The organism is Pleomorphomonas sp. NRK KF1 (assembly GCF_023721755.1).
In the GTDB taxonomy this organism is placed as follows: Bacteria; Pseudomonadota; Alphaproteobacteria; order Rhizobiales; family Pleomorphomonadaceae; genus Pleomorphomonas.
The window spans coordinates 93632-117669 of record NZ_JAMDLH010000007.1 but is presented as its reverse complement, the minus strand read 5'-3'; the positions used below and the strand labels follow the sequence as shown (position 1 = coordinate 117669).

At 66.2% G+C, this 24038-nt stretch carries 23 protein-coding genes and 1 tRNA gene; 14 read left to right on the top strand and 10 right to left on the bottom strand.

Annotated features, from left to right (window positions below; translation table 11 throughout):
* Nucleotides 1–426: 426 nt before the first annotated feature.
* Nucleotides 427–1323 carry an N-formylglutamate amidohydrolase gene (locus tag M4J39_RS17325; RefSeq protein ID WP_251729666.1) on the bottom strand — a complete coding sequence of 299 codons (897 nt, stop codon included), beginning with the start codon at nucleotides 1321–1323 and terminating at the stop codon, nucleotides 427–429.
* A gap of 441 nt (nucleotides 1324–1764) precedes the next feature.
* On the opposite strand from M4J39_RS17325, the gene cpdR reads away from it, so the two are divergent.
* The 3 genes from cpdR to M4J39_RS17310 all read left to right on the top strand — a co-directional run bounded on the left by cpdR (nucleotide 1765) and on the right by M4J39_RS17310 (nucleotide 4954).
* Nucleotides 1765–2127 (top strand): cell cycle two-component system response regulator CpdR, encoded by a 363-nt coding sequence (gene cpdR, locus M4J39_RS17320; protein WP_026783912.1) that lies wholly within the window; start codon nucleotides 1765–1767, stop codon nucleotides 2125–2127.
* A gap of 153 nt (nucleotides 2128–2280) precedes the next feature.
* A tRNA-Val gene (locus tag M4J39_RS17315) sits at nucleotides 2281–2355 on the top strand.
* A 574-nt stretch (nucleotides 2356–2929) separates the two neighbouring features.
* The gene (locus M4J39_RS17310; RefSeq protein ID WP_251729665.1) at nucleotides 2930–4954 is read left to right on the top strand and encodes a methyl-accepting chemotaxis protein; all 2025 of its coding nucleotides are present in this window, start codon (nucleotides 2930–2932) and stop codon (nucleotides 4952–4954) included.
* Between the two features lie 29 nt (nucleotides 4955–4983).
* Here M4J39_RS17310 and M4J39_RS17305 read toward each other — a convergent pair whose 3' ends face one another.
* Nucleotides 4984–5592 carry a trimeric intracellular cation channel family protein gene (locus M4J39_RS17305; RefSeq protein WP_251729664.1) on the bottom strand — a complete coding sequence of 203 codons (609 nt, stop codon included), beginning with the start codon at nucleotides 5590–5592 and terminating at the stop codon, nucleotides 4984–4986.
* Nucleotides 5593–5776: 184 nt separating this feature from the next.
* Between M4J39_RS17305 and M4J39_RS17300 the strand changes: the two genes are divergently transcribed.
* Entirely contained in the window at nucleotides 5777–7042 is a 1266-nt protein-coding gene (locus M4J39_RS17300) for a glycoside hydrolase family 5 protein (protein ID WP_251729663.1), read from the top strand.
* Here the strand turns inward: M4J39_RS17300 and M4J39_RS17295 are convergent, their stop codons facing one another.
* The 3 genes from M4J39_RS17295 to M4J39_RS17285 form a co-directional block, all read right to left on the bottom strand.
* Nucleotides 7043–8227, bottom strand: coding sequence for a sugar MFS transporter (locus M4J39_RS17295; protein ID WP_251729662.1), 1185 nt, complete (start codon nucleotides 8225–8227; stop codon nucleotides 7043–7045).
* A gap of 182 nt (nucleotides 8228–8409) precedes the next feature.
* Nucleotides 8410–8664: a DUF2312 domain-containing protein gene (locus M4J39_RS17290; RefSeq protein ID WP_251729945.1), complete on the bottom strand. Its 255-nt coding sequence runs from the start codon at nucleotides 8662–8664 to the stop codon at nucleotides 8410–8412.
* Nucleotides 8665–8779: 115 nt separating this feature from the next.
* Nucleotides 8780–9577, bottom strand: a complete 798-nt coding sequence (locus tag M4J39_RS17285) for an N-formylglutamate amidohydrolase (protein WP_251729661.1) — start codon at nucleotides 9575–9577, stop codon at nucleotides 8780–8782.
* Nucleotides 9578–9703: 126 nt separating this feature from the next.
* Here M4J39_RS17285 and M4J39_RS17280 point away from each other — a divergent pair, with 126 nt between their 5' ends.
* The 3 genes from M4J39_RS17280 (at nucleotide 9704) to pyk (ending at nucleotide 12691) form a co-directional block, all read left to right on the top strand.
* The gene (locus M4J39_RS17280; RefSeq protein WP_251729660.1) at nucleotides 9704–10597 is read left to right on the top strand and encodes a DMT family transporter; all 894 of its coding nucleotides are present in this window, start codon (nucleotides 9704–9706) and stop codon (nucleotides 10595–10597) included.
* 199 nt (nucleotides 10598–10796) lie between these two features.
* Nucleotides 10797–11258, top strand: coding sequence for a DUF1036 domain-containing protein (locus tag M4J39_RS17275; RefSeq protein ID WP_251729659.1), 462 nt, complete (start codon nucleotides 10797–10799; stop codon nucleotides 11256–11258).
* Entirely contained in the window at nucleotides 11255–12691 is a 1437-nt protein-coding gene (gene pyk / locus M4J39_RS17270) for a pyruvate kinase (RefSeq protein WP_251729658.1), read from the top strand. Before M4J39_RS17275 ends, pyk begins: the two co-directional genes overlap by 4 nt.
* A 67-nt stretch (nucleotides 12692–12758) precedes the next feature.
* Here pyk and M4J39_RS17265 read toward each other — a convergent pair whose 3' ends face one another.
* The 3 genes from M4J39_RS17265 to M4J39_RS17255 form a co-directional block, all read right to left on the bottom strand.
* Nucleotides 12759–13367, bottom strand: a complete 609-nt coding sequence (locus tag M4J39_RS17265) for a tetratricopeptide repeat protein (protein ID WP_251729657.1) — start codon at nucleotides 13365–13367, stop codon at nucleotides 12759–12761.
* Between the two features lie 77 nt (nucleotides 13368–13444).
* Nucleotides 13445–13570 (bottom strand): type B 50S ribosomal protein L36, encoded by a 126-nt coding sequence (ykgO, locus tag M4J39_RS17260; protein ID WP_026783921.1) that lies wholly within the window; start codon nucleotides 13568–13570, stop codon nucleotides 13445–13447.
* Between the two features lie 233 nt (nucleotides 13571–13803).
* On the bottom strand, nucleotides 13804–14238 hold the full coding sequence (locus tag M4J39_RS17255) for a low affinity iron permease family protein (RefSeq protein WP_251729656.1): 435 nt from the start codon (nucleotides 14236–14238) through the stop codon (nucleotides 13804–13806).
* 259 nt (nucleotides 14239–14497) lie between these two features.
* Between M4J39_RS17255 and M4J39_RS17250 the strand changes: the two genes are divergently transcribed.
* The gene (locus M4J39_RS17250) at nucleotides 14498–15427 is read left to right on the top strand and encodes an endonuclease/exonuclease/phosphatase family protein (RefSeq protein WP_251729655.1); all 930 of its coding nucleotides are present in this window, start codon (nucleotides 14498–14500) and stop codon (nucleotides 15425–15427) included.
* On the opposite strand, the gene M4J39_RS17245 is transcribed toward M4J39_RS17250, so the two are convergent.
* Nucleotides 15332–16270, bottom strand: coding sequence for an ornithine cyclodeaminase family protein (locus tag M4J39_RS17245; RefSeq protein ID WP_251729654.1), 939 nt, complete (start codon nucleotides 16268–16270; stop codon nucleotides 15332–15334). The genes M4J39_RS17250 and M4J39_RS17245 overlap by 96 nt on opposite strands.
* 377 nt (nucleotides 16271–16647) lie before the next feature.
* Here M4J39_RS17245 and M4J39_RS17240 point away from each other — a divergent pair, with 377 nt between their 5' ends.
* From M4J39_RS17240 to M4J39_RS17220, 5 genes are all read left to right on the top strand, one after another.
* The gene (locus tag M4J39_RS17240) at nucleotides 16648–17673 is read left to right on the top strand and encodes a class 1 fructose-bisphosphatase (RefSeq protein ID WP_251729653.1); all 1026 of its coding nucleotides are present in this window, start codon (nucleotides 16648–16650) and stop codon (nucleotides 17671–17673) included.
* Nucleotides 17674–17970: 297 nt separating this feature from the next.
* The gene (locus M4J39_RS17235; RefSeq protein WP_251729652.1) at nucleotides 17971–18879 is read left to right on the top strand and encodes an ABC transporter substrate-binding protein; all 909 of its coding nucleotides are present in this window, start codon (nucleotides 17971–17973) and stop codon (nucleotides 18877–18879) included.
* Nucleotides 18880–18933: 54 nt separating this feature from the next.
* Nucleotides 18934–20118, top strand: a complete 1185-nt coding sequence (locus M4J39_RS17230; RefSeq protein ID WP_251729651.1) for an ABC transporter permease — start codon at nucleotides 18934–18936, stop codon at nucleotides 20116–20118.
* Complete coding sequence (locus M4J39_RS17225; RefSeq protein ID WP_251729650.1) at nucleotides 20115–21053, top strand: ABC transporter ATP-binding protein; 939 nt, start codon at nucleotides 20115–20117, stop codon at nucleotides 21051–21053. The genes M4J39_RS17230 and M4J39_RS17225 overlap by 4 nt, the downstream gene beginning before the upstream one ends.
* Before the next feature lie 8 nt (nucleotides 21054–21061).
* Complete coding sequence (locus M4J39_RS17220; protein WP_251729649.1) at nucleotides 21062–21847, top strand: ABC transporter permease; 786 nt, start codon at nucleotides 21062–21064, stop codon at nucleotides 21845–21847.
* Between the two features lie 13 nt (nucleotides 21848–21860).
* Here M4J39_RS17220 and M4J39_RS17215 read toward each other — a convergent pair whose 3' ends face one another.
* Complete coding sequence (locus M4J39_RS17215; RefSeq protein ID WP_251729648.1) at nucleotides 21861–22601, bottom strand: FadR/GntR family transcriptional regulator; 741 nt, start codon at nucleotides 22599–22601, stop codon at nucleotides 21861–21863.
* Nucleotides 22602–22944: 343 nt separating this feature from the next.
* Here M4J39_RS17215 and M4J39_RS17210 point away from each other — a divergent pair, with 343 nt between their 5' ends.
* Nucleotides 22945–24033 carry an ABC transporter ATP-binding protein gene (locus M4J39_RS17210; RefSeq protein ID WP_371875474.1) on the top strand — a complete coding sequence of 363 codons (1089 nt, stop codon included), beginning with the start codon at nucleotides 22945–22947 and terminating at the stop codon, nucleotides 24031–24033.
* The last annotated feature ends 5 nt before the right edge of the window (nucleotides 24034–24038 follow it).

Here is a 24038-nt window from a genome sequence, read left to right as displayed (position 1 = left end):
CGTTGTTTTTATTTTTGGTTTCAAAGAAATGCAATTTCCCGGCTCGCACCAACCTTTGTATCCAATGATGTCATCCCCACCAAAACGCGAGTAGCTGACGCACTTTCTACCGCGAGGGGTTGACCAATACGACGAAAGTAGGCATTGTAGAGGGGTGCAGCGTGGGTTTCCGCGCTGCCCGCCCTCCTTGGGCGTTTCCTCCCTAAGACTTGGGCCGCCGCTTTTGCGACGGCCCCTTTTTCTTTTAAGCCTATCCCGCCAGGTCGGCCTGCGCCAGCACCGCGATTTTCTGAAAACGTTTCAAAGTTTGCGACGTCATTCGGGGATGAAGCGCAGCAAGGGCATTCGGAGCGGGAGCGACTAGAAATCATCCGGCGGCCGAGCGGCCCATTCTGGTTACTCGGCCGCGAAGCGGGCCCATTCTGGTTACTCGGCCGCGAAGCGGCCGGGGGACGGACAGACCACCTCGAGCGGCAATCGCGTCAGACCCTCGATGAAGTCGGCAAGCTCGGCGGTGAGGCGAACGAAACCCGAATGCGGCTCCAGCGTCTTCTCGTCCATGTAGAGCGACCGGTTGATCTCGATCTGCAGGGCATGCAGCCCCTTGGCGGGCCGCCCGTAATGCTCGGTGATGAAGCCGCCGGCATAAGGTCGGTTGATCGCCACCTTGTAGCCAAGCGCCGTGAGCGCGCCGGCGGCGTGATCGATCAGCGCTCGCGAGGCCGACGTGCCGTGGCGGTCGCCGAGCACGAAGTCGGACCGCCCCTTGGTCTCCTGCCCCCTGACCGACGACGGCATGGAGTGGCAATCGATCAGAACGGCGCGGCCGAAGCGCACGTGCGTTTGGGCCAGAAGCCGCGTCAGCGCCGCATGATAGGGCTTGTAGAGCGCCTCGATGCGATCGAGCGCGACCTCGATCGGCATCGGCCCGGCGTAGATCTCCTCGCTCTCGGAGATGACGCGCGGCACCGTGCCCAGGCCGCCCGCCACCCGGATGGAGCGGACGTTGGCAAAGGCGGGCAACCGTCCATCGAACATGCGCGGATCGAGCTCGTAGGGCTCGCGGTTGACGTCGAGATAGGCGCGCGGGAAATGCGCTCTGAGCAGCGGCGCACCCACCGTGACGGCATGCATGAACAGCTTGTCCACATGCGCGTCCTCGGACAGGCGGATGCGTCGCCTGTCGAGTCGGCTCGCCGCGAGAAAGTCTTCCGGATAGGCATCGCCCGAGTGCGGCGAGTTGAAGACGAAAGGATGCACCTGCTCCGCGGGGGACAGAATCTCGAAGGGCGGTTCCGAGCGGAAATCGGTGACGACGCGCATCCCTCTCCAGTCCGTGGAGCCTGCCACCCGGTCCGCTAGCGGCCGGGAAAACAGGGCTTTTGTACTCCTGATTCTGAAATCTGCCCTGTTTTATCAGGCCTGTCTATTATTAACGTGGCTGAGCGTCGTCCCGACGCCGCCCGAACCAGACCGCGACAGCCCGAGGACGGCGCCGACGTCGCGCGGCGTCCGATGAAGGGCGCCGGACCGGAAGTCTCGGTCCTGCGCTTGCGCCGACGCGCCCGCCCTCGCCCGACGGCGAAAACCAAAAGTCAAATTCGCTCCATTACGGGGTTTGAACGCCCCCCTGAAAAGTTCTACATAGAGGGGAACGGCCTGAAACGCGGCCTGCTAACCGCAAGTTTACCGTACTGGTGCTCTTGTGAGATAGTTGGAGCATCGCGCGGCCCGCCGCCGCTTCTCATCTGACCGGAACTGCAAATGAACCGTATTCTCCTGGCCGAAGACGACAACGACATGCGCCGTTTCCTGGCCAAGGCGCTCGCCAACGCCGGTTACGACGTCGTCTCCTATGATAATGGCCGGAGCGCCTACGAACGCCTGCGCGAAGAACCCTTCACGCTGCTTCTCACCGACATCGTCATGCCGGAGATGGACGGCATCGAGCTGGCCCGCCGGGCAACCGAGCTCGATCCCGATCTCAAGATCATGTTCATCACCGGCTTCGCCGCCGTGGCGCTCAATCCCGACAGCCAGGCCCCCAAGGACGCCAAGGTGCTGTCCAAACCCTTCCATCTCAAGGATCTCGTGCGCGAGGTCGAAAAGATGCTGGCGGCCGCCTGACGGCCACCGGTAGATTTTCGGACGGAAAAGACTTTTCAGACAAAGGGTTGAAGGGGAATTCGGAAAAGCGTCTCAAGCCCCTTGCGTGGGGAGGGAAAGGACGCTATATCCCCGCCCACGCCACCGACGAGGTGGCCCCGCAAAAACGGAAACGGGCGTGTAGCTCAGCGGGAGAGCACTACGTTGACATCGTAGGGGTCACAGGTTCGATCCCTGTCACGCCCACCATCCGGTTTCCAGAACGACAGAGATCATGGCGCCTCGGGCGCCATTCTCGTTTCTAGCTCCGCGCCAAGGAGCTTTTCGGTTCCGAACCGTCGAAGACCATCGCAAGGCTCTCCGACGGGTCGAAGCATCCGCTCGTCGCTTCTCCACAGTCACCCTCGCGCATGAAAACGTTGTGGGAGCGCGCCTCTTACAAATATGGCGACAAAATGGATAAATGTTACAATGCGAAAGATGCGCGGATATATCGCAATAATGTCCGATAAGAAACTAGTTAATATTTAACTATGAAAATTCTTTCGGGCCAACGCTTTAGATTTCAACTATACTTTCAATAATTATTTGTAGTTATAAATATAACTAGATTTATGCGGGATTCCATAGTGGGAACCTCAAAGTTAAGCTAGCGTCACCCATATTCATAATACATACGATCCATAGAATATTATTTTAAATTAGGAGCCTGTTAACCAATTTGAATCGACACATAAGGAATTCCGGCAGCGGCGAGTCGCGAGTAAGGGCCGTTCTACCTGAAGTTGGATTCATTATTGGCCGACAGGAGGAAGCGACGAACATGCAGACGCAGTCCCACACCGCCGGGTTCCGACGGTCCATGACCATTTCAACGCGCATCGGGCTCGGCTTTGCCGCCATTCTGGTGATCCTGGCCGTCACGGCCGGCATGTCGCTCAGAAGCCTGACGGGCATTGGCGGCGTCATCGGAACGTTGTTCACCCAAATCGATGTCACCGACAAGGCCAACACGATCCAGACCACTTTTCTCGAATACCGACGGGCGGCGCGAGAGGTCATCTACACGACACTCCCCGACACCGAGGCCGCCGTGACCGAACGCGCCTCGGCCATGCGGGCGGCGCTCGCCGACGGATTGAAATCGGCCAGCGACGCGGCGCAGCTCGACCACCTCAAGGCCATGCAGGCCAGCTTCGAGACCTACGACGGGCTGCTCGCCGCGCTCATCAAGACCCGCAACGACGTCAACGCCCTCTCGGCCGAGAAGCTCAATCCGCTCGGCGTGGCGCTGCGTACCGACCTCGAAGCGATCATCGACGAAGCCGGCCAGGGAACGCCGACCGCCATCGCATCAGAGCGGGCCCTGCGCTTCATCCTCACCGGCCGCATCTTCGCCACCAAGGCGACGGCGAAAAGCGAGGCCGACGCCGACAAGCACGCTCTCAACGCCTTCGCAGACGCCGACGCCTCGCTTGTCGAGGCCATTGCCGGCGCCTCTCCGGCGCTCGCCAACCGCCTTGGCAGCATCCGCGACCACATCGGGCAATATGTGGAGAGCTTCAACGCCTCCCTGGCAATGACCACCAGCATCGAACAACAAGCCACGGAGATGCGGACCTTCGTCGCCAGGATCGCCGACGACTTCGCCGGCTTCCAGTCGGCCGTCCAGGCCGCGCAGGTCAAGCTGAAGGCCGACACCGAGGCGACCCAGGCCTCGACGACCACCAGCCTGTGGAGTTTCGGCGTCGGCGGCCTGCTGCTCGGACTTGTGCTCTCCGTATTGATCGGACGCAGCCTGTCGCGCCCCATCGTATCCATCACCCAAGCCATGCAGCGAATCTCGGAGGGCGATCTGTCGGTGGCCGTTCCGGGCCTCGGCCGCAGCGACGAGGTGGGCACGATGGCGGCGACGCTCCACGTGTTCAAGCAGGGCCTCGAAGAGAACCTGCGCATGCGCGCCGAACAGGAGCAGGCCAAGGCGGAGGCCGAGACCCGTCGCCGTGCCGAGATGAAGGAAATGGCCGACGCCTTCGAAACGGCCGTCGGCGGCGTCGTCGAAATGGTGGTTGGCGCCTCGACGCAGTTGCAGGCGTCGGCGCAGTCGATGTCGGCGGCGACCGAAGAGGTCTCCAACCAGTCCGTCACGGTGGCGAGCGCCGCCGAGGAGGCGTCCACCAACGTCGAAACCGTCGCTGCCGCCGCCGAGGAGCTTGCCACCTCGATCGCCGAGATCAAGCGCCAGGCCGACGAGAGCACGGTCGTCGCTTCCAAGGCCAGCAAGGATGCCCAGCTGACGGCCGAACGGGTGCGCGAACTGGCCGAGAGCGCCAATCGCATCGGCGAAGTCGTCAACCTCATCGACAGCATCGCCAGCCAGACCAACCTTCTGGCGCTCAATGCTACCATCGAGGCGGCGCGGGCGGGCGAGGCCGGCAAGGGCTTCGCCGTCGTCGCGGCGGAAGTGAAGCAGCTCGCCGACCAGACGTCGCGGGCGACCTCGCAGATCTCCAGCCAGATCGGAGAGATTCAGTCGTCGACGCAGTCGTCGGCCGAGGCGATCGTGACGATTACCGGCGTGATCGAGCACCTCAACCGCATCGCCACGTCGATCGCCACCGCCGTCGACCAGCAGGGCGCCGCCACATCGGAGATCGCCCGCAACGTCAGTCAGGCGTCGATCGGCACCCATCAGGTGTCGCAGAACGTCGTTGGCATCACCCAGGCAGCGACCGAATCTTCCGGCGCGGCTTCTCAGGTTCTGGCCGCCGCCACCGATCTTGCCCGGCAGTCCGACACCCTGCGGCGCGAGGTCGACACCTTCCTCTCCGGCATCCGCGCCGGCTGAGGAACGCCCCGTCCCTGCAGGCCAGCCGCTTACGAGCGGCTGGTCGGGGGTTTGAGGTTCCAGTCCCAACGCATGGCGGCGAGGCGCAGCAGGATGGACAGGCCGCCGCCGACGATGGCCACCGGCACGCCCGGCAGATTGTAATAATCGCCGATCGACACCACCAACGCGCCAAGCAGCGCCGCCAGCGCGTAGATTTCCTTGTGCAGCACCATCGGCGTCTGCGCCGCCAGGATGTCGCGGCCGATGCCGCCGCCGATGGCGGTGAGCATGCCGAGCACCGCCGCCATCAAGGGCGACAGTCCGGCATCCATCGCCTTGCGCGTTCCCACCACCACGTAGAGCCCGAGGCCCAGCGCATCGAACACCGCCACCGGCGCGGCGAGGCGCGCGATCAGGTGGTGGGCGAAGATGCAGCAGAAGCCGGCGACGCAGGAAATGGCGAAATAGTGCCAGGTCGCAAAGGCAACCGGCGGCACGGCGCCGATCACCACGTCGCGGATGATGCCGCCGAAGGTGGCGGCGACAAAGGCCAGGAAAACGATACCGAACGGATCGAGCCGCCGCTCGACGGCACGGGTGCCGCCGCTCAGGGCAAAGGCGAAACAGCCGACGAAGTCGACCAGGGTGAGGAACATGATGGGTCTACCGGTCTTTCCGGAGGGGGATGCCCACGCCGGATCACATGAGTTTCTGGCTGCCTTCTCTCACGTCGGCGCGTCGGACGGAAGATGGTCAACGACCGCACCTGTCCGTTGCGTCGATCGCAGCGTCCCGGCATGATCCCGTCACCGGCCCCCGCCCGGCCAGGAGGAGAACCCGATGCCCCGTTCCGTGCCTCTCGCCCGTCTGGCGGCGGTTTGCCTCGCGCTCCTCACCGTGCTGCCGGCCACGGCCGCGCCCGTCCTCAAGCGCGGCATCAATTTCGAGGTCTGGCAGACGTGGACCGCCCGCGACGCCTTTCTCGCGCCCGAGTTCGACAGGAGCAACTTTCCCGACTGGATGGGACGCATCGATGATCGTCAACTCGCCAACCTGAAAGCCGAGGGCTTCGACTTCGTCCGCCTCAACATCGACGCCGCCGCCCTGCTCTGGGCGGGCGACGACGGCGCCGGTCCGCTGATCGGACGCATCGTCGCGGCGACGGAGCGGCTTCAGGCCGTGGGCTTTGCCGTCATCGTCGACATGCACCTGCTGCCTGTCGACCAGGAGCGGCCCGACGGGTTGCAGGACGTGCTCGGCACCGATGACCATCCGCCCATCCTCTGGGACCGCTACCTCGCCCTCGTCACGCGCCTCGCCGGTCGCCTCGCCACCCTCCCCCCCGACAAGACCCTTCTCGAACCGATCAACGAGCCCAACCAGGATTGGGGGTCCTACCTCGCCCTGACCGACCGCTGGCCCGACCAGTTGGCCGCGCTGCGCGAGGCCGCGCGTCAGGCGGCGCCGACGCTGACGCTGGTACTGACCGGCGGTCGTTCGGGCGGCATCGACGGGCTGACGCGCCTGGACCCGGCGCCTTTCGCGGACGACCCCAACATCGTCTGGACCTTCCACTATTACGACCCCATGGCCGTCAGCCACGCCGGCCGCCCCTGGGTCGACGGTCCCGGCCGCTACCTCACCCACTTGCCCTATCCGGCCAGCCGACTCGACGAGGGCGCCGGCAAGCGGCTCCTGCGCGCGGCAAGAGGCCGCATCGCCAAAGAGGTGGCCGATCCGGCGCGCCGCCGGGAACTCGATCTCGCGGTTGGCGAGGCGCTCGACGTCTATCGCGCCAGCGAAGCCGGCCCGGCGACCATCGCCGCCGACTTCCAACGGGTGAGCAACTGGGCGAGCGAGAACGGTGTTCCGCCCGAGCGCGTCCTGCTCGGCGAGTTCGGCATCTTTCAGGACGAGGCCGATCCGGCGGCACGGATCGCTCTCATCGAGGCGACGCGCGCCGCCGCCGAGGACGGGGGATTTCCCTGGACGGTCTACTCCGCCGGCCTGACCAGCGCCGGGAAGGGCTTCGCGGTGATCGGCGACGACCGGAGCCTCACCCTCGAGCCGAAGGTGAAGGCGGCCCTGGGCCTTGGCGCCGAGTGATCACTGGCGCACGAGCCGCTCGCCGACGAACAGGAAAGCCACCGCCGCGACGGTGAGGACCGGCAACACCGATATGGCCGTCAACAATCCCACGCGATCGGCCAGCGCTCCGATCGCCCAGGGGATGACGAGGATGGAGAGACCGCTCGCCAGCGAGGCGCGCGCCGTCGCCAACTCGCCGAACGGACCGGCGGTAACGATCGCCTTGGTCAGCGTCAGCGGATACTGCAAGGCGCAGCCGAGGCCGACGGCGAACAGGCCGACCACCGCGACCGGCAGGTTCGGCGCGCTCCAGAAGAGGAAGAAGGCCGGCACCGTGACGATCGCCGAGAGATAGAGCGCCCGCGCCGCCGCTATGCGGGTCAGCACGAAAGCCGACGACAGGCGGCCGACCAGCATGCCCAGCGAGAAGGCGCCGGCAGCGATCGCCGCCGAGGCCACCGGCACCTCCTTGACGCGAACAAGAAACTCCGTCGCCCAGACCAGAACCGACTGCTCGACGCCGACGAAGGCGATGATGGTCAGCCAGTAGAGCCAGTAGGCCGCCGGCAGGCGGCCCCCGCGATTGCCCGTGTCGGTGGCGACCGGCACTTTCGCCGCCGGCATCGGCACGCCGCGCAGGAACAGGAGCAGCAGGCCGGCCAGGACCACGCCGAGCAGCAGCGCCGCCCGCCAGCCGAAACCGATGGCCACGAACAGGCCGACCGCCATGGCCGCCGTCAACGACGCCACATAGGAAATGCCGTTGGCCTCGCCGATCGCCACCGAGCGATTGGCGCCATGCCAGTCGGCAAGCAGCGTCGGCACGACGATCAGCACCAGGCAGCCGACCGCGCCCATCAGGAAGCAGCCGAGGATGCTGACCATCGGATGCGGCGCGGCGATGATGGCGATGGCGCCGAGCGCCATTCCCGCGAGCCCCAGCATCACCGACCACAGCCGACCGTACCTGCGGGTCAGCCGTTCGCCGAAGAGGCCACAGACGATCAGCCCGGCCGCCACCGCCGCCGGATGCAACGTCACCACCCGGTAGCTGAGGTCGAACTCGTCCTTCAGGAAGGGGATGATGTTTCCCTGGATATTCAGGAAAAAGGTGAACTGGGCGAGCGCCAGGTAGGCGGCCCAGGTCAGCCGGTCGCGCCGAATGGGCGCCGGAACGGACGGGGTGATCGATGGGGCGGTCATGGGATCCACACGAAGAAGGCGCCCTCCGCCACCGGTCACCGGCGGACGGCGCGACGCCTCCTTGAAACGATACAGATTGCTAGGCCGACACCCGTTCGCTGTCAAGCGCGGAGAAGAGGCGTCTTCCAATCTTGCCAGGCCATCGCGATGGCCTCAGTCGACGGTGGACGCCAAGAGCCCGCTTACACCATGCCGAGCGCGTTCATGTAGAGTTCGAGGATGGCTTCCGCCTCCTGGCGCTCGTCCGGGTCCTGCTTGCGGAGCTTCAGGATGGAGCGGACCGCCTTGACGTCGTAGCCGCGACCCTTGAGCTCGGCCATCACGTCCTTAATGTCGTCCTGGAGCGCGGCCTTTTCCTCTTCGAGGCGCTCGATGCGCTCGATGAACTGCCGGAGCTCACCCGCCGCGACGCCGCCCTGCGATTCTGCCGATTCCATGCTCATGGGATATTGTCCTGCCGATCTTGATATTGGGTCCGGGCGGGGCCGCCGCCCGTGAGGGCGGCATGAAGTCCGAACTTCATGGGCCCGTCAACCGTTTTCGAGCGTCCATTCACACGCGTACGTCATCCGTGCGCGATCCGTAAAAGGCGGTCTTGCGCATCTCCGGCCGCGCCGCCAGCGGCGCCACCACCTCGAAAATCGTCTTCGCCCAGTGGGTTGCGCCGGCCTCATCGGCGATGTGGTCCTGCCGCACCTCGACGAGAAGGTGGGCGAGGCCGCGCGCCGTACCATGGCGATAGAGCGTATCGTTGCGGAGCGCCCCGTCGTAGGGCTGGTTGTCGCCGACGACGAGGCCACGGTCGCGGAAGGCGGCGAGCGCCGGCGCCACCATGCGGTCGTCGCGATCCCACAGGATCGCCATGTCCCAGGGACGCGGCACGCCCTTCCAGGCCGGCGTGAAGGAGTGGATGGACAGGATCACCGGCGTGACGCCGGTGGCGAGCATCCGATCGATCAGGCCGTCGATGGCCTCGTGATAGGGGCGATGGAACAGCGCGATCCGCCGCTGTCGCTCGTCGGCGTCGACGCGGGCATTGCCCGGCACGATCGCCCCGTCCGACAGACGCATCACCAGCGTCGGGTCGTCTTCGCCACGGTTGGGATCGATCAAGAGGCGCGAGAAGCGGGTGAGCAGCGTCGGAGCGCCGGTGAGGGCGGCGAGGCGCCGGACCAACCATTCGGTGCCGATATCATAGGCGATGTGCCGTTCGAACTCTGCGGCCGGCAGGCCGAGGTTGCCGTAAGGCGGCGGCACCCGGTTGGATGCGTGATCGGCGAGGATCAGAAGACCGCCCGCCTCATTGCCGGGAAGAAATGTGAAAGGAGCGTCGTCCGTCGGGTCCTGCATGGCGAACGATCCTAAATGCTGCTATCGGTCGGATAAAGTCGAGATCCACCCGCTGGCGCCGTCGACCTGCCGACCGTTGCACTTTCGCCGCGGCCCGCCCCACGGCTGCCGTCTACAGGTCCGTTCATGTCCGTCGCCAGATCGTTGCCGTTGTCCGCCCGCCCCGGTGAGGTCGTGGCCTTCCTCGCTCTCTGCCTTGGCGCCGTCGCCATGGGTATATCGCCGGTCTTCGTCCGCATCGCCGACGTCGGCCCCTTCGCCAGCGCCTTCTGGCGCGTCGCGCTCGCAGTGCCGGTGCTGGCCATCTGGGCGGCAAGCGAAGGCGGCGGCAAGGCGCTGATCGCCGCCTTTCGCTCGAAGGCCATCTGGCTCGCCGGCGTCTTCTTCGCCGTCGACCTGTTCTTCTGGCACCTCTCCATCCTCAACACCTCGATCGCCAACGCCACCTTCCTGTCGTCGATGGCGCCGATCTGGGTGCTGCTGTTCTCCGGCCTGTTCATCGGCGAGCGGGTGGGCCGGCGCGAGGCGGGCGGCGTCATAGTCTGCATTCTCGGCGGCGCGGTGCTGCTCGGCGGCTCCTACACCCTCGATGCCGACAAGCTGATCGGCGACATCTACGGCATCGGCACCTCCTTCGGCTTCGGCACCTACTTCCTCGCGGTTCGCGCCGCCCGCCGCCAGCACAGCACGGGCACCGTCACCTTCGGCGCCACGGCGGTCACCGCGCTCTGCCTCGGCGCCATCGCCCTTGCCTTCGAGCCGAAGCTTCTGCCGTCTTCGCTGACCGGCGTCGCCACGCTCGCCGCGCTGGCCTATGTCAGCCACATCGGCGGACAGGGCCTGCTCGCCTTCGCGCTCGGATATCTCTCGGCCGCCTTTTCGTCGCTGGTCATCTTCATGGAGGTGATCGCCGCCGCCACCCTCGCTTTCCTCGTGTTCGGCGAGGCGATCGGCTGGAGCCAGGGGCTGGGCGGCCTGATGATCCTTGGCGGCATCTGGATCGCCCGGCCGCGATCATGACCCCGCGTCCTCCGGACGCGACCAAAGACTGGAGCGTAAGCCTTTGAGGATGCGTGTTAATGTTCATGGGAGACCGGATACGGCGGGACAGTGCGGCGCCTTGCGTAATTATACGTTGACATTTTGCCGTAGGTCACGCGATAAGGCGGGGCATTCTCCGATGAGCACCGGACAAGGATCGTTGGCGGACGGAAAACCGATGGCGGCACATGAGGGACCGGTACGAAAGACGCGGTCGGCGCTTGTTGCTGCGGCATTGTCTTTCCTCGTCCTCGCCGGCGTGACGCCCGCGAAGGCCGACCTCAGGCTCTGCAACAAGACCGACGGCACCATTTCCGTGGCGATCGGCTACAAGTCCGAGGACGGCTGGCGCTCCGAAGGCTGGTGGAACATCGGCGGATCGAAATGTGGAACGCTGCTCTCCGGCGCTCTCACCTCGCGCTATTACTACCTCTACGCGGTCGACAGCCAACACGGCGGCGAATGGGGCGGCAAGGCGTTCATGTGTACGAGACGTAAGATGTTCACAATAGGCGGCGTCGAAAACTGTGTCGCCCGAGGCTATGAGCGGACGGGGTTCTTCGAGGTCGACACCGCCGAACAACGCAGCTGGACCGTACACCTCTACCAGCCGACCCAAAAAGGAAACGGGGCGAAATGAGACGTAACCGCAAGGTCAAGATTCTTGCAACTTTGGGCCCCTCCTCCTCCGACAAGGACATGATCGCCCGGCTCCACCAGGCGGGTGCGGACTGCTTCCGCATCAACATGAGCCACACCAATCACGAGAAGCTGCGCTACTACGTGTCGACCATTCGCGAGGTCGAGGCCGAGGCCGGTCGCCCGATCGGCATCCTCGCCGACCTGCAGGGCCCCAAGCTCCGCGTCGGCACCTTCGCCAATGGGCCAGTGTTTCTGGAGATCGGCGCCAAGTTCGCCTTCCATCGCGAGAAGTTCGACGGCGACGTCACCGGCGTCACCCTGCCGCATCCGGAAATCATCGACGCGCTCGAGCCCGGACATCGCCTGCTGATCGACGACGGCCGCCTTCGGCTGCGCGTGGTCGAGAACGACCGCAAGGTGGCGATCGCCCAGGTCGAGGTCGGCGGCAAGATCTCCGACCGCAAGGGCGTCAGCCTGCCCGACACCATCCTCACCTCCGGCGCTCTCACCGAAAAGGACCGCGCCGACCTCACGGCCGCCCTCGACGCCGACGTCGACTGGATCGCTCTGTCCTTCGTCCAGCGTCCGCAAGACCTGATGGAAGTGCACGAGATCGTCGACGGCAAGTGCGGCGTCATGGCCAAGATCGAGAAGCCGCAGGCCGTCGAGCGCTTCAACGAGATCCTCGAACTCAGCGACGCCATCATGGTGGCGCGCGGCGACCTCGGCGTCGAGCTGCCGCTCGAACAGGTGCCGAGCGTTCAGAAGAGCATCACCCGCACCACGCGCAAGGCCGGCAAGCCGGTGGTCGTCGCCACGCAGATGCTGGAATCGATGATCCAGTCGCCGGTACCGACGCGCGCCGAGGTGTCCGACATCGCCAATGCCGTCTTCGAAGGCGCCGACGCGGTCATGCTGTCGGCCGAATCGGCCGCCGGCGCCTACCCGGTCGAGGCGGTTCAGACCATGAGCCACGTCGCCGAGGAGGTCGAGGCCTCCGAGCACTTCCACTCGATCCTGGCCGGCCAGCGCGGCGAACCGGACGCGACCCCGGCCGACGCCATCTCCGCCTCGGCCCGCCAGATCGCCGAGACGCTGGGCATCGCCGCCCTCGTCTGCTTCACCGCCTCCGGTGCCACCGGCCTCCGCGCCGCCCGCGAGCGCCCGTCGACGCCGATCCTGGCGCTGTCGCCCAACCGCTCGATGGCCCGCCGCCTGGCGCTGGTCTGGGGCATCCACTCGGTGGTGACCGACGACGCCCGCTCGCTGATGGACCTGGTGCAGCGCGCCAGCCGCATCTCCGCCGAGGAGGGCTTCGCCAAGCCCGGCGATCGCATCATCATCACCGCCGGCGTGCCCTTCGGCACCGCGGGCGTGACCAACCTCCTGCGCATCGCCAGCATCGGCGCCGACGGCAAGTCGGGGATCTGATCGCTAGCAATGCACGCGAACTGAAAAGGGGCCGGAGCGATTCGGCCCTTTTCTTATGGCGGAGTGCTTAAATATCGCGCCCGTGACTGCCGGCCACGATGGCCTCGATGGCCTCGCTGAGCCCGTCGAAATGCGGATCGACCGCCTGCAGACGGCGCAGCACTTCGAGCGCCCGCTCGTGCTGGTCGATATCCTCAAGCAAAACGGCAAGGTCCTTCATCGCCATGAAATGACGCGGCTCGATGCGCAGTACGGTCTGGAAGTCGCCGAGCGCCGGCGACAGACGTCCAGCCAGAAGATGCAAGGTGCCGCGCCGATAGTAGGCCTCGGCGAAGGCCGGCTGCCGCACCGTCAACTCGTCGAGAATGTCGAGCGCTCCGGCAGCGTCGCCGGCCGCCACGGCCTTCTGCGTCCACGACAGCATGAGATCTGAGGTGGCGCTGCCGCTCGATGCCCAGCGCCGCCGGATCTCCGTCTCGATGGCAGCGGCCTCCCTGCGATCGCGGGCGGCCGCTAGGCGGGCAAACAGATCGTTCAGCTCGGCAGTCCTGTCGGCCGGAACAACCGAGGTCAACCGCTCACGCCCGCTCGACGCAGGCGGCGGCAAGCCGTCGTCGGCGGAAGCCGATCCGACGGCAATCACGAGGAGCAACACGAAGGGCACAAAAACACGCATACCCGGGAAGGTACCTCCCCGGGCAGCGATCGTCGAGTGCATCCTGGCGCCAAGGCGGGCGGCAAGCCCGCCTAACATCAGCCCTGGCGGGCCTTGTAGCGCGGATTCTTCTTGTTGATGATGTAGATGCGGCCCTTGCGACGGACCATGCGATTGTTGCGGTCGCGGGTCATCAGGGCCCGGAGAGAGTTCTTGATCTTCATTTGGTCCATCCTTGCCGACACGCCCAACGGCGTCAGCGTCCGAAGACGCGCCGCCGACGGGTCGATGCCCGACGTCATCAATCCCGATGCCAGGAGGGCTGAACCCCCTTGCCCGAATTCGGGCGGACCATACGTATCGACCTCGAAGATGTCAATTGCGCCTTGACCGACTTTTCGGGGAGAGCCGGCTGATTTTGCACCGGCGCAAGTCGGCCCCGCCACAGGCATTCCGACTAGCGGCTTTCGCTCGTCTTCCCGGCCTTCTCCTCCATCTCCTCCGCTCGGCGGTCGGCCACGCCTTCCAGCATCTCGGCCTTCTGTTCCAAGGCCTCGCTGACCTCGCGGATTTCATCCTCGTCCAGCTTTTCGATACCGATGAACTTGTTCTGGGCCTTCGAGGTCAGGATCAGCTCGTCGAGCTTGGCCTGCAAGGCCTTGCCGTCCCGGTTCTGCGAGTTCTGCAGCACGAACACCATCAGGAAGGTGACGATGGTGGTCGACGTGTTGATCACGAGCTGCCAGGTTTCGGAGAAGCCGAAGAACGGCCCCGAGATCGCCCAGACCACGACCATCCCCACCGCGAGGATGAAGGTCGTGGGGCGGCCGGACAGCTCGGATATCGTGGAGGCAAATTGCGAAAAAAGGCGCGACGCAGCGGAACCGTTCATGGTCACCTCGTGTTGCGAAAGAGTGCCGCCCTTGTCGACGCGGGATCCGGATGGGATCCGGGCCTCGCATCGCGCGGCGAAGGGGTGGCACGCACGCCGAGACAACCAGATCCCGGGGAAGCGGTTCCGCGCGATCCGGCGGTTTCATCGCCCCCGCCCTTTTCTCGCCGCCATTCCGCTGCTATCGCATGAGCACGGGAACCGACGCCCATCCATCTGGAGATTGGCTCCCTAAATCGGACGATGAGGCTCGAACACCATGGCCGGGCAGTTTGCCAGCCTTTCCCGCCTGCTTGACGGCGTCGGCCGCCTGGTCCGGCTCGGCCGGGCGCCCGATGCCGCGGCGGTGGCGCCGGCCTGCGACGGCTGCGACCTCGTCCGCGTCGCCAGCTACAACATCCACAAGGGCATCGGCAACGACGGCACCTACGATCCGGCCCGCACCATCTCGGTGATCGCCGAGATCGACGCCGACATCATCGCGCTGCAGGAAGCCGACCGCCGGCTGGGCGACCGCAAGGGCCGGCTCAACCTCGCCACGCTTGAGCGGGAAACCGGCCTTACCCTGGTGCCGCTCGCAGCCCGGCCGATGAGCCACGGTTGGCACGGCAATGCCCTGTTCTACCGGCGTGGCACCATCATCCGCGCCGAGCGTCTTCACCTGCCGCATGCCGAGCCGCGCGGGGCAGTGCTGGCCGAGTTCGACATCGGTGGCCGCCCGTTGCGCGTCGTCGCCGCCCATCTCGGCCTGTTGAGCCACACCCGGCGCCTGCAGATGGAACGCCTGCGCTCCCAGCTCGAAGCGCGCGAACCGATGCCGACGCTCCTGTGCGGCGACTTCAACGAATGGAGGCCCGGTCGGGCCAACTCGCCGCTGGAGCGCCTGTCGCCGCTGTTCCAGACAGCCGACGCGGTGCCGAGCTTCCCCTCGCGCCGGCCGGTGTTTCCGCTCGACCGCATCTTCGGCTGGCCCGACGGACTGGTCGCCGATTTCGGCGTGCACGACAGCCCGGTCGCCCGGCGCGCCTCCGACCACCTGCCGGTCAAGGCAGTGGTCGACCTGAAGTCGGCGGGCGGGCTATTCGGCGACGCCTCAGTCCTGCCGCCGAGACGCGAGCGCGACGCGCGCGGCGGCGAGGTCCTCGACAGCGAGGCCAACCGACTTGAACAGCGTTATCTCGGACGCTGAACGCCGCCCTTCGACGCCACCACCGCAGAGATCGTAGAGCGTACCGGCGATCTCCTTCAGCGCGCCCGACGCCATCGGTCCCTTGATGTCGCCCGATTCGACCGCCGCCGCCGGACCGTCCACGAACACCCGGCCGCGCGTCACGGCGCGGTCGTCCGCTTCGCGCATCTCGGGTGTGAAGGAGCCGACGAGATCGAGATGCTGGCCGGGCCTCAGCCAGTCGCCATGGATCAGCGGCGACCGGGAAAGCGTGGCGCAGGATATGATGTCGACCTCGCCGACCGCCGCTTGGAGATCTTCGCGCGTTTCCGCTTCGATCCCCTTGTCCCGAAGCCGGGCCACCAGTCGCTCGGCCCGCGCCGGCGTCGGATTCCACACGAGCACCCGCTCGATGGGCCGCACGGCACGGTAGGCATCCGGCATTTCCGAGCCGACATGGCCTGCCCCGACCACCAGCAGTGTGCGGGCATCGGCACGCGCCAGATAGGACGCCGCGAGCGCCGAAGCCGCCGCCGTTCGCCGGCCTGTCAGCGTGGCGCCATCCATGAGAGCCACATGGGCGCCGGTCGTCTCGTCGAATAGCAGATAGCTCGCTGTCACCGCCGAAAGGCCACGGCTGGCATTTCCCGGCACGACGTTGACGATCTTGACGCCGCCGTGGCTGCCGTCGCCCATCCAGGCCGGCATGACGAGCAGCGTGGCATCCGGTTCTCCTGAACGCGGCAGCCCGTGGACGTGGCGAAGCGGCGCCGTCACTCCGGCCGCGAACATCTCGCGCAGCCCGGCGATCAACGCCGAATAGTCGAGTGCGGCCGAGGTGGCATTGGCGTCGAGGACGAGCATGATCGGCTCCCGGCTGCGGAAACCGGGAGAGCATAGCGTTCCGACAAAGGATTGAAAGCCCGCTCTCGCGCCATCATCCACCCAGACTGCACATCATCAAGCCAAGGACAGACGCGGCGTCGAGCCATCCATTTTCCGTATATGTGCCATGCAAAGCCAAGCTTAACGATAAAATCGCCAAACGGATAGTTTTTGTCGCCCTCTCACCAGACTATCATTGAATATATAAATCTAGACAACTCACCGAACGAATTCGAGTTTTGCTTCATTGAATTGCGCTTGATCGAGGCGAAGACCATAAACACGGCCCGTTTTGTGCGCATTAGCCTCGCAAAGCAGCATCGACGATCACCCTCCCACCTCCCTCAGGAGAGATCATGACCTATCGACGCATCACCCTGCCGCTTTTTCTGGTGCAGGAGCAGCGCCGGCTCGGCGGCAGCGGCATCTTCACGGCGCTGATGACCGACATCTGCACCACCTGCAAGACGATCTCCAACGAGGTGAACCGGGGCGCCATGGCCGGCACCATGGGTTACGCCGGCTCGCGCAACGTGCAGGGCGAGGACCAGAAGGAACTGGACGTTCTCGCCAACGACATCTTCCTCTACATGACCGACCAGAGCGGCAACTGGGCCGGCGTCGCCTCAGAGGAACTGGAGGACGCCCGGATCTCGCGCGGCTCCGACGGTCGCTATCTCCTGCTGTTCGATCCGCTCGACGGCTCGTCCAACATCGGCGTCAACGTGGCGGTCGGCAGCATCTTCTCGATCCTGCGGCTGCCCGAGGGCGCCGATCCCGCCGACGAGACCGTCTATCTGCAGCCCGGCGTCAGGCAGGTGGCCGCCGGCTACACCATCTACGGCTCGTCGACCATGATGGTTCTGACCTCGGGCCATGGCGTCAACGGCTTCACGCTCGACCACAACATCGGCGTCTTCGTCCTCACCCACCCCAACATGCGCATTCCCGAGGACACCGGCGAGTACGCCATCAACGCTTCGCGCGAGCGCCACTGGCCGGCGCCGATCCGGCGCTATGTCCGCGAGTGCGTCGCCGGACCGGAAGGACCGCGCGGCCGCGCCTTCAACACTCGCTGGATCGCCTCGATGGTGGCCGAGGTGCACCGCATCCTGATGCGCGGCGGCGTCTTCATGTACCCGGTCGACCGCGACAATGCGCCAAGGGGCGGCCATCTGCGCCTCCTCTATGAAGCCAACCCGATGGCCTTCATCATCGAGCAGGCCGGCGGACTCGCGATCTCGGGCCACGAGCGCATCCTCGACATCGCGCCCGAACGGCTGCATCAGCGCACCGGCGTCATCCTCGGTTCGAAGAACGAGGTCGAACGCATCGGCCGCTATTACGCCGAAGCCGGAAAAGACGAAACCTCCGCCGCCTGACGCGTCTCAAGTCCGGCGCATCAAGGCTGGACAAGCGCCGCGCAAGAGGTGACACTTGACCGCGTGATCGGCTTCCGCGGGAGGGAGGTGCCGTCCATCTCCCTCCGAACGTTTCGATGGAACGCAGGCCGGCGCGCTGCGTTTGGTCTCCGGGTGATCCGGGCAATGTCGGCCATCGCCCGCAGTTTGCCGCCGGCATGGCACCACTGCCACCTTTCGGCAGTGCGGCTGCTATTTTTGACGCCCCTCGACGAGGCAGCAGGACCAACCCCGACCAGACCAGCCAGGAGATCAGTGATGCCCCACTTGAAATATGCCGCCGCTGTGCTTGCCCTTGGGCTTTTCGCCGGTACCGCCGACGCCAAGGTCGTGGTGTCCTCGAAGATCGACACCGAAGGCGGCGTCCTCGGCAACATCATCCTCATCGCCCTTCAGAACGCCGGCATCGAGGTCGAGGACCGCATCCAGCTCGGCGGCACGCCGGTGGTGCGCCAGGCCATCACCGCCGGCGAGATCGACATCTATCCCGAGTACACCGGCAACGCCGCCTTCTTCTTCAACAAGGCCGACGATCCGCTCTGGAAGGACGCGACCAAGGCCTATGAGGAAGCCAAGAAGCTCGATTACGACGCCAACAAGATCGTCTGGCTGACGCCCTCGCCGGCCAACAACACCTGGGCCATCGCATTGCGCAAGGACGTGGCCGAGAAGGCCGGCGTCAAGTCGCTCAGCGATTTCGGCGCCTGGGTCTCCAAGGGCGGCGAGGTGAAGCTGGCCGGCTCGGCCGAGTTCGTCAACTCGGCCTCGGCGCTGCCGTCCTTCCAGACCACCTACGGCTTCAAGCTGACGCCCGACCAGCTGATCGTGCTGTCCGGCGGCGACACTGCGGCCACCATCAAGGCGGCGGCCGACCAGACCAACGGCGCCAATGCCGCCATGGTCTACGGCACCGACGGCGCCATCGCCCCGTCCGGGCTCGTGGTGCTGGACGACGACAAGTCGGTGCAGCCGGTCTACCAGCCGACCCCCATCGTCCGCGAAGAGGTGCTGACCGCCAACCCGTCGATCGCCGACACGCTGAAGCCGATCTTCGAGAGCCTCGACCTGACGACGCTGCAGGATCTCAACGCCCGCGTCCAGATCGGCGGCGAGCCGGCCAAGGCAGTCGCCGAGGACTACCTGAAGTCCAAGGGCTTCCTGAAGTAACGACTGGTTACGGCGGAGGAGGACATCTCCTCCGCCCCGTTCCAAAGGATCTTCATGACGACGCTCGCAAACGCCGAAACGAGCCGGGCCGCCACGTCGCGGATCGATCGCTTCGGCGTCGTCATCGCCGCCTTCCTGATCGGCGCGCTCGCCCTTCCCTTTGCCACCTTGCGGGCCACCCGCATCGCCTCCGGAACCGGCCTCCAGCTGTTCGATGCGTTGCCGGCCACCACCATGGTTGCGGTTCTGGCCGTACTCGCCGCCACGATCGGAGCCGCGCTGGCAAGCCGCCGACCGGCAGTGCGCCTCGCCCTCGGCGCGCTGGCGCTCGCCGCCCTGGCGCTCGCCGCCGGCGCCGCCGGCGCCCATCTGATGCCCGCCGACAACCCTTACGCCCGCGTCGCCCCGGCCAGCGGATTCTGGGTCGCCCTGTTCGGCGCCGCCATGCTGGTCACCGATGCCAGCGTACGGCTGAAGCTCGGCCCGGCCGGGCGGATCGTCGCGCTGGTGGTCACCGCAACGCTCATCGTCGGCCTGTTCGCATCCGGCGCCTGGAGCCATCTGTCGATCGTCGCCGAGTACCGAAACCGCGCCGACGTGTTCTGGCGCGAAACAATCAACCACGTCATTCTCGCCGCCGGCTCGCTCGCCGCCGCCATCGCCGTCGGCCTGCCGCTCGGCATCCTCGCCTACGAGATCAAGGCCGTCCGCGACCCGCTGATCAACGTCCTCAACGTGGTCCAGACCATTCCCTCGATGGCGTTGTTCGGCATCCTGATTGCGCCGCTCGGCTGGATCGCCATGAACGTTCCCGGCGCGCATGCCCTAGGCATTCGCGGTATCGGCATGGCGCCGGCCTTCCTGGCGCTGTTCCTCTATTCGCTGCTGCCGATGGTCGCCAACACCGTGGTCGGCCTCAACGGCGTGTCCCGCGCCGTGGTCGACGCGGCGCGCGGCATGGGCCTCACCGGCCGCCAGAGGCTTTTCCAGGTGGAAATGCCGCTGGCCCTGCCGGTGCTCCTCACCGGCATTCGCATCGCCCTCGTCCAGAACATCGGCCTCGCCACGGTGGCGGCGCTGATCGGTGGCGGCGGCTTCGGCGTGTTCCTGTTCCAGGGGCTCGGCCAGACGGCCACCGACCTCATCCTGCTCGGCGCGCTGCCGCCGGTGGCCCTGGCCTTCGCCGCCGCCGTCGTGCTCGACGCCATCATCGAGATTTCCGGCAGAGGCAAGGCATGATCGAACTCAGCCATCTGACCAAGGTCTACGGAGACACGGCCGTGGTCAACGACGTCAACATGGAGATCGAGGCCGGCACGATCACCGTCATCGTCGGCACCTCCGGCTCGGGCAAGTCGACGCTCCTGCGCATGGTCAACCGACTGGTCGAGCCGACGGAAGGCCGCGTCTTTCTCGAGGGCAACGACGTGTCGACAATGCCGCCCCACGAGCTCCGCCGCTCGATCGGCTACGCCATCCAGAACCACGGCCTGTTCCCGCACTGGACCGTCGCCCGCAACATCGCCACCGTGCCGATGCTGCTCGGCTGGGATCGCAGGAAGGTCGAAGCCCGCGTCGAGGAGCTGATGGAGCTGTTCCAGCTCGATCACGCACAGTTCGCCAACCGCTATCCGCACGAACTCTCCGGCGGCCAGCAACAGCGCGTCGGCGTCGCCCGGGCCATGGCGGCCAAGCCCGCCCTTCTCCTGATGGACGAGCCCTTTGGCGCGCTCGATCCGATCATCCGTTCCAAGGCCCAGTCCGACCTCAAGGCCATCCAGCGCCGGACCGGCACCACCATCCTGCTCGTCACCCACGACATGGCCGAGGCGGTCCATCTCGGCGACCGCATCGCCGTCATGGATGCCGGCCTCCTCAAGCAATACGCGCCGGCCGCCGACATCCTGGCCCGGCCCGCCGACGCCTTCGTCGACGACCTGATCGGCAGCGCCGACCGCCCCTTCCGCTACCTGACGCTCGGAAAGGTTCGCGCGGCGGTCGAGCCCGGCGATGCCGAAGGGGCGCCGCTTGCCGCCGACGCGAGCCTCTACGAGGGCCTCGGCGAGTTGCTCTGGTCGGGCCGCGACGCGGCGCCGGTGATCGACACCGCCGGGGCGCCGCTCGGGCGCATCAGCCTTGAGAGCATAGCCGAGCGGGCGGCGCGGCCGAAATGAAGCGGCGCATGATTCGCACCGGCACAGTCCTTCGCCTTCTGGTCTTCGCCGCGCTCCTTGCCTTCCTGCTGGCGCCCGATCGCTTCGCCGGCCTGCTGACGCCGCTGACCAACAACGGCGCACCGGCCATCTACAATCAGGGTACGCTGCTCGACCTGACGCTGTCGCATCTTGTCACCGTCGGTCTGTCGACGGTCGCTGCCGCCATCGTCGCCATCGGGCTCGCCATCTTCGTCACCCGTCCGGCCGGCGCCGAGTTCCTTGCCCTGTCGCGCGCCATCGTCAATATCGGCCAGACCTTCCCGCCAGTAGCGGTGCTAGCCCTGTCGGTGCCGATCATGGGGTTCGGCGAGGGGCCGACGCGCGTGGCGCTGTTCCTCTACGGTCTGCTGCCGATCTTCGAGAACACGCTCGTCGGTCTGTCGACGCTGCCGCCCGCCGTGGTGGAAACCGCCTCGGCCATGGGCATGACCGGCCGCCAGCGCCTCCTCAAGGTCGAGCTTCCGCTCGCCATGCCGCTGATCGTCGAGGGCATCAGGCTGTCGACCGTCATCGGCCTCGCCACGGCGACCATCGGCTCGACCGTGGCCGCCAAGGGTCTCGGCGAGGTGATCGTCGCCGGGCTCCTGTCCAACAACCTCGCCTTCATCGTCCAGGGCGGCGTCATCACCGGCGTTTTGGCGGTGCTGATTTCCGACGGGTTCGAGGCCCTGGCGCATCGGATGGCGAAGCGGCGCGGCGCCTCCTCCGAGGCGCGCCAAAGCGATCCGGACGGGCAAAGGTCCGGCGCCTGAAGTTCGAGCCGGCTCAGCGCCAGCCGCGACCGCCGCGCTCGCGGTTATGGGCGACGGCCGCCAGGACGCGCTGGCGCGACAGGCCGAGCAGGCGGCGCATCGCCGCTTCCGCCCGGTCGCCATCGCGCGCCAGAATGGCCGAGAGAACCTCCTCGTAGGGCGCCAGATCGATCGGCGTGCCGCTCGCATCCTTCTGCGTCAGGCTGAAAGACGCCTTCAATGCCGTCTTGACCGCCCCGCCGATGGTGACGAACAGGCCGTTGTGCGTCGCCGCGATGATGGCGAGGTGGAACTCGCTCTCGGCCCCGGCGGCCAGCGGCGCCTGATCGAGCATCGACACCATGTCGGAGTAGCGGCGACAAATCCTGTCATGGTCGTCGGTGGTGCCGGAGCGGGCGGCGAGATAGCAGGCGCGCGGCTCGAAGCACTGGCGCACCTCGTAGAGGTCTTCGACGATCCGCTCGTCGAACTGGGCGCTGAGCCGCCAGGACAGCACATCGGGGTCGAGGAGGTTCCAGTCGGCGAACGGCAGCACCCGCGTGCCGAGCTTGGGCGCCACCTCGATCAACCGCTTGGCGGCAAGGTTCTTCACCGCCTCGCGCACCGTCGAGCGACTGACGCCGTATTCCTGGCAGAGTTCGGCTTCGATCGGCAGCGAGTCGCCGGGGCCGAACTCGCCTGAGACGATCCGGGTGCCGATGATTCGCGCGACCTGGGCACTCATGGTGCCGATGGTGGAATCTCTCTCGAACATACTTCTCTTTCCCGGAGCATCCGCCAAAGGGACCGAACCGGTCCGATCGAAGCGCGTCTGCTCAGCCACACCAATTCGAGCGTCCGTCTGCCCGGCCCGGCACTTGAGACCTGGCGGGCGGACACCCGGCCGTCCGGCGGGCTGGCCGCCCGTTCGGAAAGCGTGTCCGGTCGAGGCCCCGGCGAAAAGCGGCACCGTGCGAGTCCCGCTCTTCCGCCGGAAGCGCGCTCTAGCTGTACCTTTTTCTCGCCAAAAATGTCCAACGCGAGGATTGACAAGGCCCCCTCTCGCCGTACAATCTTATCATCATACCATAAGAAGAAAACTGGTTTTGTGGAGGAGAATGCAGGTGAGCAGCATCGAACTGGATTCGGTGTCCAAGCGGTTCGGCTCCGTCGAGGTCATCTCGGAGCTGTCGCTGACCATCCACTCCGGCGAGTTCATCGCCTTCCTCGGACCGTCGGGCTGCGGCAAATCGACGCTTCTGCGCATGATCGCCGGGCTGGAGACGGTCAATGGCGGCGAAATCCGCATCGGCGGGGAGCGGGTGGATCACCTCCCCCCCGGCGCGCGCGGCGTCGCCATGGTGTTCCAGCACTACGCACTCTATCCGCACATGACCGTGTTCGATAACTTGGCATTTGGTCTCAAGAACATCGGCACGCCGCATGACGAGATCGCCCGCCGCATCGAGGAAGCCGCCCGCATCCTCGAGATCGGCCATCTTCTCCAGCGCAAGCCCGGCCAGCTCTCGGGCGGCCAGCGCCAGCGCGTCGCCATCGGCCGCGCCCTGGTCAAGGACCCGAAGGCCTATCTCTTCGACGAACCGCTTTCCAACCTCGACGCCGCGCTGCGCGTTCGCACCCGCGTCGAGCTGGCCCGTCTGCACCAGCAGACGCGCGCCACCACCATCTTCGTCACCCACGACCAGGTCGAAGCCATGACGCTGGCGAGCCGCATCGTGGTGATGAACGCCCGCAAGGTCGAGCAAGTCGGCACGCCGATGGACATCTATGGCCGCCCGGCCACCGAGTTCGTCGCCCGCTTCGTCGGCTCGCCGGCCATGAACTTCCTGCCCGTCACGATCCGCGATCGCGCCGGCCTCGCCACCGCCGTGCTCGGCGACGGCTCGACCATCGACACCGACGTTCCCCTCGACATCCTGCCGACCGGCGGCGACCTGCGCGTCGGCATTCGCGCCGAGGCGATCCACGTCCGGCCGGACGGCGCCGTTCCCGGCAAGGTCGAAGTGGTCGAACGCCTCGGCGATCGCACCCACCTCCACATTCGCCTGACGGACGGCAACACGCTGGTCGCCGAGGACAAGGGCGTCAGCCAGGTTCAGCCCGGCGACACCGTCCCCCTCGCCGTCGAGGGCGCCACCGCGCACCTCTTCGACGACGCGGGCCTTGCCTACCACGCACGCCAGTGACGGAG